The sequence below is a fragment of the Pseudoxanthobacter sp. genome, assembly GCF_036822375.1.
Classification (GTDB): Bacteria; Pseudomonadota; Alphaproteobacteria; order Rhizobiales; family Segnochrobactraceae; genus Pseudoxanthobacter.
In genome coordinates this window covers 1-11,695 of the sequence record NZ_DAISHT010000107.1, presented here as the reverse complement: position 1 = coordinate 11,695, position 11,695 = coordinate 1, and the positions used below count along the sequence as shown (strand labels likewise).

General features: G+C 69.3%; 11 protein-coding genes. All 11 read left to right on the top strand.

What is annotated here, in order from left to right; all coding sequences use genetic code 11:
* On the top strand, positions 1-200 hold a 200-nt coding region (locus tag V7067_RS11105), incomplete at its 5' end, for a helix-turn-helix domain-containing protein (protein ID WP_334175968.1).
* Between the two features lie 223 nt (positions 201-423).
* Entirely contained in the window at positions 424-1,545 is a 1,122-nt protein-coding gene (gene dnaN, locus V7067_RS11100; protein WP_334175967.1) for a DNA polymerase III subunit beta, read from the top strand.
* Entirely contained in the window at positions 1,542-2,717 is a 1,176-nt protein-coding gene (gene recF / locus V7067_RS11095; RefSeq protein WP_334175966.1) for a DNA replication/repair protein RecF, read from the top strand. Before dnaN ends, recF begins: the two co-directional genes overlap by 4 nt.
* A gap of 96 nt (positions 2,718-2,813) precedes the next feature.
* Positions 2,814-3,440 (top strand): LysE family translocator, encoded by a 627-nt coding sequence (locus V7067_RS11090; protein WP_334175965.1) that lies wholly within the window; start codon positions 2,814-2,816, stop codon positions 3,438-3,440.
* 153 nt (positions 3,441-3,593) lie between these two features.
* Entirely contained in the window at positions 3,594-6,020 is a 2,427-nt protein-coding gene (gene gyrB / locus V7067_RS11085) for a DNA topoisomerase (ATP-hydrolyzing) subunit B (protein ID WP_334175964.1), read from the top strand.
* A gap of 205 nt (positions 6,021-6,225) precedes the next feature.
* Positions 6,226-6,939 carry a helix-turn-helix domain-containing protein gene (locus V7067_RS11080; protein ID WP_334175963.1) on the top strand — a complete coding sequence of 238 codons (714 nt, stop codon included), beginning with the start codon at positions 6,226-6,228 and terminating at the stop codon, positions 6,937-6,939.
* Between the two features lie 184 nt (positions 6,940-7,123).
* On the top strand, positions 7,124-7,561 hold the full coding sequence (locus tag V7067_RS11075; RefSeq protein ID WP_334175962.1) for a hypothetical protein: 438 nt from the start codon (positions 7,124-7,126) through the stop codon (positions 7,559-7,561).
* A 119-nt stretch (positions 7,562-7,680) separates the two neighbouring features.
* Positions 7,681-8,757 (top strand): NAD(P)-dependent alcohol dehydrogenase, encoded by a 1,077-nt coding sequence (locus V7067_RS11070; protein WP_334175961.1) that lies wholly within the window; start codon positions 7,681-7,683, stop codon positions 8,755-8,757.
* 59 nt (positions 8,758-8,816) lie between these two features.
* Positions 8,817-9,542: a CBS domain-containing protein gene (locus tag V7067_RS11065; protein WP_334175960.1), complete on the top strand. Its 726-nt coding sequence runs from the start codon at positions 8,817-8,819 to the stop codon at positions 9,540-9,542.
* A gap of 73 nt (positions 9,543-9,615) precedes the next feature.
* A complete protein-coding gene (locus V7067_RS11060) occupies positions 9,616-10,623 on the top strand; it encodes a zinc-dependent alcohol dehydrogenase family protein (RefSeq protein ID WP_334175959.1) in 1,008 nt (335 codons plus the stop codon).
* The coding region (locus V7067_RS11055) for an HlyD family efflux transporter periplasmic adaptor subunit (RefSeq protein WP_334175958.1) at positions 10,623-11,695 on the top strand (1,073 nt) is incomplete at its 3' end. The genes V7067_RS11060 and V7067_RS11055, both read left to right, overlap by 1 nt.

Genomic DNA, 11,695 nt, shown 5'->3' with positions numbered 1-11,695 from the left:
CCATCGTGCGCCCGCGCCAGATCGCGATGTATCTGGCCAAGACCATGACGCCGCGCTCGCTGCCGGAAATCGGCCGGCAGTTCGGCGGCCGCGATCACACCACCGTGCTGCATGCGGTGCGCAAGATCGAGGAACTGGCCCGCACCGATTCCCGCACGGCGGAAGAGATCGAGACGCTGAAGCGCCTGCTCGACGACTGAGCCGGCGGCCCTGCGAACCCGCCCCGCCCCTCGTGCGAGGGGCCCCGCGAGCGGCCGCCCGAACAGGCGGCTGCTTGCATTTCAGCGCCATAAAAGGCAGTTTTCCGCCCCCGGCCCCTTGCAGGGCCGGAGCGGCCGCCCCTGCCGGCGGCCCCCCTTCAGGAACACGCGGTCCGGTTCACGTTCTGTCGATCCGGCCGCCCGGACATGATGGAAGAACGACATGCGAGCGACGCTGGAGCGGGCCCACCTTCTCAAATCGCTCTCCCATGTCCATCGCGTGGTCGAGCGCCGCAACACCATTCCGATTCTCTCCAACGTGCTGCTGCGGGCCGAAGGCGGCGAACTGCGCCTCAAGGCGACCGACCTCGACCTTGAAGTGACCGAGACCGTGCCGGCCATGGTCGAGGGGCCGGGCGCCACCACCGTTCCCGCCCACATTCTGCACGACATCGTGCGCAAGCTGCCCGACGGAGCGGAGGTGTCGCTGGAGACCTCCGGCGACGGCACCACGCTGACGGTGCGCTCCGGCCGCTCGCGATTCGCCCTGCAGATGCTGCCGGAGACGGATTTTCCCGATCTCACCGCCGGCCAGTTCACCCACGCCTTCACCCTTCCGGCCGGCGATCTGAAGCGCCTCATCGAGCGCACGCAGTTCGCCATCTCCACGGAAGAGACGCGCTATTATCTGAACGGCATCTACCTGCACACCGTGGAAGGGCGCGACGGCGCCATGCGGCTGCGGGCGGTGGCCACCGACGGCCACCGTCTGGCGCAGGCCGAGCGCCCGGCACCGGCCGGCGCCGCCGGCATGCCCGGCGTGATCGTGCCGCGCAAAACGGTGGGCGAAATCCAGCGCCTGCTCGACGAGCCCGATGCGGACGTGACCATCGAACTGTCGGAGGCGAAGATTCGCGTGGCCATCGGCGACGTGGTGCTCACCTCCAAGCTGATCGACGGCACCTTCCCCGATTATGCGCGGGTGATTCCGCAGGGGAACGACAAGGACCTGCGGGTCGAGCGCGACGTGTTCGCCACCGCTGTCGACCGCGTTTCCACCATCTCCTCCGACCGCTCGCGCGCGGTGAAGCTGACGATTGCCGACGGCCGGCTGGTGCTGACCGTCAACAACCCCGATTCGGGTTCGGCGACGGAAGAGCTGGCGGTGGAATATGATGCCGCGCCGCTGGAAATCGGCTTCAACGCCAAGTACCTGCTCGACATCGCCAGCCAGCTCACCTCCGGCGAGGCGCTGTTCCGGCTGGCCGATCCCGGCTCGCCCACCCTCATTCAGGACGGCGGCGACGACAGCACCCTCTATGTGCTGATGCCGATGCGGGTGTGAACGCAGCGCCCGATGACGGCCCGGACGGGCGCGGGGCCGGGGCGGTCTTTCTCACCCGCCTCGGACTGACCGATTTCCGCAACCACGCCGCCCTCAGCCTGACGCTCGATTCGCGCGCCGTGGTGCTGGTGGGCGAGAACGGTGCCGGCAAGACCAATCTGCTGGAAGCCGTCTCGCTGCTTTCGCCCGGCCGCGGCCTGCGGCGGGCCACGCTTGAGGCGCTTGCGCGCATCGGCGGCCCCGGCAACTGGAGCCTTGCCGCCCGGCTTGAAACCCCGGACGGCGAAGTGCGCATCGGCACCGGCACGGATGTTCCGCCGCCCGGAGAGACCGTGCGCAGCCGGCGGGTGCGAATCGACGGCACGGAGCAGCGCTCCGCCGAGGTGCTCGGCGATTATCTGGCCGTGCTGTGGCTGACGCCGGCCATGGACGGGCTGTTCACCGGGGCGCCCGGCGACCGCCGGCGTTTTCTCGACCGCCTCGTGCTCGCCATCGATTCCGGCCACGGTCGCCGGGTTTCCGCCTATGAGCGCGCGCTCGCCCAGCGCAACCGCCTGCTGGACGATCCGGCCGCCGACCGCGCGTGGCTCGATGCCGTGGAAATCGAGATCGCGGAACTCGGCACCGCGGTGGCGGCGGCCCGGCGCGAACTGGTCGGCTGCCTCGCCGAGCTTGCCCCGGAAGCCGACGACCTGTTTCCGCGGGCCGAACTCGCCCTCGAAGGCGAAATCGAAGCGCTGATGGACGGCATGAGTGCGGTGCAGGCCGAGGATGCCTTCCGCGCGCGGCTGCGCGACGGCCGGGCGCGCGAGCGGGCAGCCGGACGCACGCTGACCGGCCCGCACCGCAGCGATCTGGCCGTGACGCATTCCGCCAAGGGCATGCCGGCGGCGCGCGCCTCCACCGGCGAGCAGAAGGCTCTGCTCATCGGCATCGTGCTGGCGCACGCCCGGCTGGTCTCCCGCCTCACCCGCCGCACGCCGCTGCTGCTGCTGGACGAGGTTGCCGCCCATCTCGATCCGCGCCGCCGCGCCGGGCTGTTCCGGCGCCTCGCCGGGCTCGGCACGCAGGCCTGGATGACCGGCACGGATGCCGCGCTGTTCGAGGCGACCGGCGCTGAGGCGCAGCAGTTTCAGGTCGCCGACGGGCAGCTTTCGCCGCTGTCGCGCTGAGGCCGCGCCCCTGCCCGCCGCGTGACAAAAACGGCCCCCCGTGCGAAAAGGCGCCGCAGGCCGCCCGCGCGGCCGCCCTTCAGGATGAAGATGCCCATGTCAGCCGCCCTCGATCCCGCAGCCCTCGTCGCGTTCTCGCTGGTCTACGCGCTGGCCGTCGCCTCGCCCGGGCCGGGCATGACGGCGCTGATCGCGCGCACGCTGGGCGGCGGATGGCGCGGCGGGCTGGCCTTCACGGCCGGCATTCTGGCGGGCGATCTGGTGTGGCTGCTGGCGGCGGTGCTGGGGCTTTCGGCCATCGCGCACACCTTCCAGATGCTGTTCCAGATCATCAAATATGCGGGCATGGCCTATCTCGCCTTCATCGCGTGGAAGATGTGGACCGCGCCCGTCGCCGGCGAGGAGACGGTTGCCGCCCGCCCGGCGGAAGCCGGCTGGCGGGTGTTTGCCTCCGGCCTCGCCGTCACCCTCGGCAACCCCAAGACGATGGTGTTCTATCTGGCCATCCTGCCGACCGTGATCGATCTCGACCGCCTCTCCGCCTTCTCGTTCGCCGAGGTGGTGGGCGTGGTCATGGTGGTGCTGCCGATGGTCTCCGTCGGCTACATCATGCTGACGATGAAGGCCCGCGCGGTCCTCGTCTCCACCCGGGCGCGCACGGTGCTGAACCGCGTGACCGGTCTGGCGCTGGCCGGCGCGGCCGCGGCCATCGCCTGGCGCTGAAGGCGCCGCGGTGTCGGCGCATTCGCGCGGTAGAAGCCCGGGTTCCACGGTCCCTTGCGCACCGCCGGCGGAATGCCGCTTTCCACTTTGCGGACAAGGCCTTATATTAAAAGGTCGCCGCCTCCCCACGAGACTGACACAAGCGAATCCCTCATGACCGAAAATCCCGTGACCGGAGCCGAGCAGTACGGCGCCCAATCGATCAAGGTGCTGAAGGGTCTCGACGCCGTTCGCAAGCGGCCGGGCATGTATATCGGCGATACCGATGACGGCTCCGGCCTGCACCACATGGTCTACGAGGTGGTCGACAACGCCATCGACGAGGCCCTTGCCGGCTATGCCGACCGGGTGACGGTGACGCTGAACGCCGACGGTTCGTGCACGGTCACCGACAACGGCCGCGGCATTCCCACCGACATCCACCCCGAAGAGGGCGTGTCGGCGGCCGAGGTCATCATGACCCAGCTGCATGCCGGCGGTAAGTTCGACCAGAATTCCTACAAGGTTTCCGGCGGTCTGCACGGCGTGGGCGTGTCGGTGGTCAACGCGCTGTCGTCATGGCTGGAACTGCGCATCTATCGCGCCGGTCATGAGCACGCCATGCGCTTCGAGCACGGCGATGCGGTTCATCCGCTGAAGGTCGCCGGCCCCGCGGAAGGCCGCACCGGCACCGCGGTCACCTTCATGCCGAGCCCGGAAACCTTCACCCACATCGAGTTCGATTTCGCCACGCTGGAGCGGCGGCTGCGCGAACTCGCCTTCCTCAATTCCGGCGTGCGCATTCTGCTGGAAGACCGCCGCGGCGTGGAGCCGAAGCGCGAGGAGCTGCACTACGAGGGCGGCCTCGAAGCCTTTGTGCGCTGGCTCGACCGCACCAAGCATCCGCTGATCCCGGCGCCGGTTTTCATGCGCGGCGAGCGCGACGGCATCACCGTCGAGGTGGCGCTGCAGTGGAACGATTCGTACCACGAGAACACGCTCTGCTTTACCAACAACATCCCGCAGCGCGACGGCGGCACCCACCTTGCCGGCCTGCGCGGCGCCCTGACGCGCCAGATCACCGGCTATGCCGAAGCCTCCGGCACCTCCAAGAAGGAGAAGGTCGGGCTTTCCGGCGACGATTGCCGCGAGGGGCTGACCTGCGTGCTGTCCGTCAAGGTGCCGGACCCGAAGTTCTCCTCCCAGACCAAGGACAAGCTGGTGTCCTCCGAGGTCCGCCCGGTGGTGGAAGCCATCGTCAGCGACATGCTGGGCACCTGGCTTGAGGAGCACCCGGCCGAGGCCCGGCAGATCGTTGCCAAGGTGGTGGAGGCGGCGGCGGCCCGCGAGGCGGCCCGCAAGGCGCGCGAGCTGACGCGCCGCAAGGGCGCGCTCGACGTCGCCTCGCTGCCCGGCAAGCTGGCCGACTGTCAGGAGCGCGATCCGGCAAAGTCCGAGATCTTCATCGTCGAGGGCGATTCGGCCGGCGGCTCCGCCAAGAGCGGCCGCAACCGCGCCAATCAGGCGATCCTGCCGCTGCGCGGCAAGATTCTGAACGTGGAGCGTGCCCGCTTCGACAAGATGCTGTCGTCGGAAATGATCGGCACCCTGATCACCGCACTCGGCACCGGCATCGGCAAGGAAGAATTCGACGTCGGCAAGCTGCGTTACCACAAGATCATCATCATGACGGACGCCGACGTCGACGGCGCCCATATCCGCACGCTGCTGCTGACGTTCTTCTATCGCCAGATGCCGCAGATTCTGGAGCGCGGGCACCTCTACATCGCCCAGCCGCCGCTCTACAAGGTGCGCCGCGGCACCTCCGAGCAGTACCTCAAAGACGAGGCGGCGATGGAGAACTACCTGATCTCCACCGGCACCGAGGATGCCCGGCTCAGTCTGGCCAACGGCGAGGTGCGCACCGGCGCCGACCTGCGCGCCGCGGTGGAGGAAGCCCGCCGCATCCGCTTCCTGCTTGAGGGGCTGCACACCCGCTACCGCCGCGACGTGGTGGAACAGGCGGCCATCGCCGGCGCCCTCAACGCGGGTCTGCTGTCCGATCCGGCGCGCGCTCAGAGCGCGGCCGACCGCATCGCCGCCCGGCTCGACGTGCTGGCGGAGGAATATGAACGCGGCTGGACCGGCCGGGTCGACGAGGAAGGCGACCTCATTCTGGAACGCACGGTGCGCGGCGTGAAGGAGACGGCCATGATCGATGCCGCCCTGCTCGCCTCCGCCGACGCCCGCAAGCTCGACGGCCACGCCAGAGCCCTCGCCGACGTCTATGGCGAGGCGGCCACGCTGATGCGCAAGGACGCGCGGTTCACCATCCACGGCCCGCTGGCGCTGCTCGACGCCGTTTACGGCATCGGCCGCAAGGGCATCAGCCTGCAGCGCTACAAAGGCCTTGGCGAGATGAACGCCGAGCAGCTGTGGGAAACGACCCTCGACCCCAACGTGCGCTCGCTGCTGCAGGTGAAGGTGAAAGAGGCCGACGACGCCGACGACATCTTCGCCAAGCTGATGGGCGACGAGGTGGAGCCGCGCCGCGAGTTCATTCAGGACAACGCCCTGAGCGTTGCCAATCTCGACATCTGAGGCCCCGCCGGGGCTGCCCGTTTCCACGGCCCGTTTTCTGTGCCCGTTTCCCGCCGCCGCCGCCCGCAAGGGCCCGGCGGCGGTTGCATTTCCGGCCCCGCGCCGGCCACTACGGGGTTTTCCTTAAGAGGCAAACCGAATTTCGGCCCGCATCCGTTCCGCCTAGATTTTTTGACAAGGATCATTTGGAACAGGGCCAGAAACCATGCAGCACGCCACTGCCGAACAGCACGCCGTTCAGCCCAAGCGCGCGGCCGTGCTGCCGTTTCCCGCACATCGTCCCGCCCAGCCGGCGCTGGAGCCGGCCGGCGAGCTTCCGCAGGCGATGGCCGATCTTTTTGTCGCAAGCGACATGATGGTGCCCTTCGAGCGTAACTCGGAGCTCTATGGCGAGGCCGAGCCGGCGGACTATGTCCACTATCTCGTCGCCGGCACCGTGCGCATCTGCCGCCTGATGGACGACGGCCGCCGCCAGATCGAAACCTTCCACCGTCCCGGTGCGCTGTTCGGTCTGGAGACCGGCAGCAGCCACCGCTTCTCGGCCGAAGCCGTGACCAACGTCACGGTGCGGCTGGCCCGCCGCAGCGCGCTTCTGGCGCTGGCCGGGCGCGACCCGGAAGTGTCGCAGGCGCTGTGGGGCCTTGCCAGCCGCGAGCTGGAGCGCGCGCAGGAACATGTGCTGCTGCTGGGCCGCAAGACCGCGCAGGAGCGGGTGGCGAGCTTCCTCGGCGATCTCGCCAGCGACGATGCCGTCGACCTGCCGATGTCGCGTCAGGACATGGCCGATTTCCTCGGCCTCACCATCGAGACCGTGTCGCGCACCCTGACCCAGCTTGAGGCCAGCGGCGTGATCGCGTTCCGCAGCCCGCGCCGCATCGTTATCCGCAACCGCTCGGCGCTGCGCCGCCTCGACGGCTGAGCGCCCCGGCCTCCGGGCCGCCCGCCCCCGGGCCGCACGGCCCGAAAGTGGCCGCCCGCGGGGGACGTTACGACAGATCGCAGCGGACCGGCAGAGCCGCCGGCCCCTGCCCCGAACGTGCCGCGCCCGCGGGCGGAACCCGGCGGGCGCGGCCCGACCAAGGCCCTGCCACAAGAGGCCCGTCATGACCACCACCGCCCCCGCCGGCACCCCTGGCCGTGCCGCCGCCAGCCCGGCCGCGAGCCCCGCCGCTGTGCCGGATTCGTTCCGCCGGGTCCGCCTCGATCTGGCCCGCGAGCCCCACCACCCCGAGGGCAGCCGCACCCACACCTACAGCTTCATCGCCCCGCTCGACGACGACGGGCGGCTGTCGCCGGCGCTGTGGCACGAGCACCGCGAGGCCTGCCGCGTGGTGCGCCAGCGCCACGGCGACCAGAGCATCGGCCATCTGGTGCGCCGGCCCGGCGGCAGCTGGGCCTTCCGCTATCCGGAAGATGCCGGTCTCGGCGACGAGGCCGGCTATCGCTTCGATGCCGAGCATTTCGTGCCGGGGGAATATATCTCGGTCCACGAGAGCGACGGCATGCACACCTTCCGCGTGATCGCGTCCGATCCGGTCTGATACCGGCGGCACCGGTTGGCGCGACCGGCCCGGAACGAAGCGCCGGGAGACGACCATAACCGACAGAATTCCGGGCGGACCGGACGGCCCGCACCGGAACGGGACAACGAGGAAAAGCCATGGCTGCCAAAATGAAGGCCGCGATCTTCGCCGAACCCGGCCGCATCGTGCTCGATGAGAAGCCGGTGCCGGAGATCGGCCCGAACGACGCCCTGATCCGCATCACGACGACGACCATCTGCGGCACCGACGTCCACATCCTGAAGGGCGAATATCCGGTCGCCCGCGGGCTCACCATCGGCCATGAGCCGGTGGGCATCATCGAGAAGCTCGGCTCGGCCGTCACCGGCTTTCGGGAAGGCCAGCGCGTCATTACCGGCGCCATCACGCCGAGCGGCCATTCGTTCGCCTGCCTCTGCGGCTGCTCGTCCCAGGACGGGCCGGGCACGAAGCACGGCTTCAAGGCCATGGGCGGATGGAAGTTCGGCAACACCATCGACGGCGCGCAGGCGGAATTTATCCGCGTGCCCGACGCCATCCTCAATCTCAGCCCGGTGCCCGACCACCTCAGCGACGAGGAAGTGCTGATGTGCCCGGACATCATGTCCACGGGCTTTGCCGGCGCCGAATCGGGCGCGGTGAAGATCGGCGACACGGTGGCGGTGTTCGCGCTCGGCCCCATCGGCCTGTGCGCGGTTGCCGGCGCGAAGCTGATGGGCGCCACCACCATCATCGGTGTCGACACCGTGGAAAAACGGCTGTCCATCGCCCGCACGCTCGGCTGCTCGCACACCGTCGATTTCCGCACCGCCGATACCGTCGAGGCGATCATGGAGATCACCGACGGACGCGGCGTGGATGTTTCCATCGAGGCGCTCGGCACCCAGAAGACCTTCGAATCGGCGCTGCGGGTGCTGCGGCCCGGCGGCACGCTGTCGAGCCTCGGCGTCTATTCGTCCGACCTCACCATTCCGCTCACCGCGTTCTCCGCGGGCCTCGGCGACAACCGCATCGTCACCACCCTGTGCCCCGGCGGCAAGGAGCGGATGCGGCGCCTGCAGTCGGTGGTGGCTTCCGGCCGGGTCGACCTCAAACCCCTTGTGACGCACCGCTTCAAACTGGATGACATTGAAGCGGCGTATGATTTGTTTGCGCACCAGCGCGACGGCGTGCTCAAAGTGGCCATCACGCCCTGATCGGCGGGCCGACGAGTACCCCGGCGCCCGCGTCCGGTGCTGAACGGAGGACATTTTCCATGAAGGTCGCCGACGTGATGACCCGCGGGGTCATCGGTGTCAGCCCGCAGACCACGGTCGCGGAAGCAGTCAATCTCATGCTGTCGAGCCGCATCAGCGGCCTGCCGGTGCTCGACGACGGCAAGCTCGTCGGCATCGTCACCGAAGGCGACCTGATCCGTCGGGCCGAACTCGGCACCGAGCGCCGCGTTTCGTGGTGGCGCAGCCTGCTCATGACCCCCGGCAAGGAAGCCGCCGACTACGTGCTTTCGCACGGCGCCAAGGTGGATGACGTGATGACGACGGATGTCGATACCGTCACGCCCGACACCGATCTGGTGGACGCGGTCGACATCATGAACCGCCGCGCCATCAAGCGCCTGCCGGTGGTGGAAGACGACCGTCTCGTCGGCATCATGTCGCGGGCCGATCTGCTGCGTGCGCTGGCCGCCAAATTCGCCCGCCAGCAGAGCGGCGAGATGACCGACACGGAAATCCGCGAGGCGGTGCGCGCCGAACTCGGCCGTCACCCGTGGGGCCGCGACGGCTTCATCGAGGTGCATGTGCGCGCCGGCGTGGTGGAACTGGAAGGCACGATCTACGACGAGCGCACCCGCGCCGCGGCCCGCGTGGCGGCCGAGGCGGTGCCGGGTGTGAAGTCGGTGACCGATCATCTGGTCTGGATCGAGCCGATGTCGGGCGTGGTGATGATGCCGCCGGACATGGACGGCCCCTACAGCCGCTGATCGCGGCGCCGAAATCCGGCCGCCGGGGCGGGCAGACCGCCCCGGCGGCGCTTTTGCGAGGAAGGTGAGAGCCATGAAAGCCATGGTGCTCGAGGCTTCGCGCAGCCCCCTCCGCCTGCGCGACCTGCCGGACCCGGAGCCCGGCCCCGGCGAGATCCGGGTGCGGGTGGAAGCCTGCGCGGTCTGCCGGACCGACCTGCATGTGGTCGACGGCGACCTGACCCAGCCGAAGCTGCCGCTCGTGCCCGGCCACGAGATCGTCGGCCGCATCGACAAGGTCGGCCCCGGCGTGGGCGACGGGCTCACGCCCGGCCGGCGGGTGGGCATTCCCTGGCTCGGCCACACCTGCGGCCACTGCGCCTATTGCGCCGACGGGCACGAGAACCTGTGCGACGAACCGGTCTTCACCGGCTACACCCGCGACGGCGGCTTTGCCGAACTGACGGTCGCCGATGCCGCCTACTGCTTTCCTCTCGACGGCTTCGACGATCCGGTGGCCGCCGCGCCGCTGATGTGCGCGGGCCTCATCGGCTGGCGCTCGCTGAAGGCGGCCGGCGACGGCCGGCGCATCGGGCTCTATGGTTTCGGCGCGGCCGCACACATTCTGGCGCAGGTGCTGCGCTGGCAGGGCCGCGAGGTCTATGCCTTCACCCGGGCCGGCGACACGGACGCGCAGCAGCTGGCGCTGTCGCTCGGCGCGGTGTGGGCCGGCGCCTCGGAAGAGGCACCGCCGGCGCTGCTCGATGCCGCCATTCTGTTCGCGCCGGTCGGCGCTCTGGTGCCGCTGGCGCTGAAAGCGGTGAAGAAGGGCGGCCGGGTGGTGTGCGGCGGCATCCACATGAGCGACATTCCGGGCTTTCCCTATCGCATCCTGTGGGAGGAACGCAGCATCGTCTCCGTCGCCAATCTGACACGCCGGGATGCGACAGAGTTTCTGGCACTGGCGCCGCGGGCCGGCATCGTGATGACCACGCACATTTACCCGCTCGACAAGGCCGGGGTGGCACTGGATGATCTGCGGGCCGGGCGGTTTCAGGGAGCTGCCGTGCTGGTGCCGCAGCTGAGCGGAGTTCGGGCCTGATGAAGAATATCGTGCGGGTGGTTGTGGTGCTGGCCGTCGTTGCGGTGGCCGGCGCCTTCGGTGTGCATTACTGGCTGAACCGCCCGACCCTGCCGCCGGGCATCGTCAGCGGCAACGGCCGCATCGAGGCCACCGAGATCGACATCGCGGCGAAATATCCGGCCCGCATCGCCTCCATCGAAGTGCAGGAAGGCGATCTGGTGCAGCCGGGCGAGGTGCTGGCCCGCCTCGACACCCGCGAACTGGAGGCCCAGCTGGCCGCCGCCAAGGCGCAGGTGGAGCAGGCCCGGCAGACGAAGGCGGAGGCGGAATTCGTCATCGCCCAGCGCCAGACCGAGCTTCAGCTCGCCCGCACGGAATATGAGCGCAACCTCGTGCTGCTCGGCAAGAATTTCGTGCCGCAGCAGAAGGTCGACAACCTGAAATCGGTGCGCGACACCGCCGAGGCCGGCCTCGCCGCCGCCCAGAGCCGCAAACTGGCGGCCGAAGCGGCCATCGAAAGCGCGCTTGCCAATGTCGACCAGCTTCAGCAGCAGGTTGCCGACGGCATCCTGACCGCGCCCAGGGTGGGCCGGGTGCTGTTCCGCCTTGCCGAGCCCGGCGAGGTGGTGGGCGCCGGCGGCAAGGTGCTGACGGTGCTGGACCTTTCCGACATCTACATGACGATCTTCCTGCCCACCGCCTATGCCGGCCAGCTCAGCATCGGCGAGGAAGCCCGCATCATGCTGGAGCCCCTGCCCGACCGGGCGGTGCCGGGCACGGTCAGCTTCGTTTCCGCCAAGGCGCAGTTCACGCCCAAGCAGGTGGAAACGGCCGAAGAGCGCAGCAAGATGATGTTCCGCGTCAAGCTGCGCGTGCCGCAGATGCTGGTTGAGAAGTACATCGACTATGTGAAGACCGGCGTGCCGGGTGTGGGCTATGTGCGCATCGATCCGAAGACGGTCTGGCCGGCCTGGCTCGAATCCGATCTGACGCGGATGGCGACCCCGGTTCCGGTGGGGGCCAACCCGGCCGAGCCGGCGAAGGCGCCGGCCGAAACGCCGGTGGCCGTGCCCGGCACCGCCACACAGGC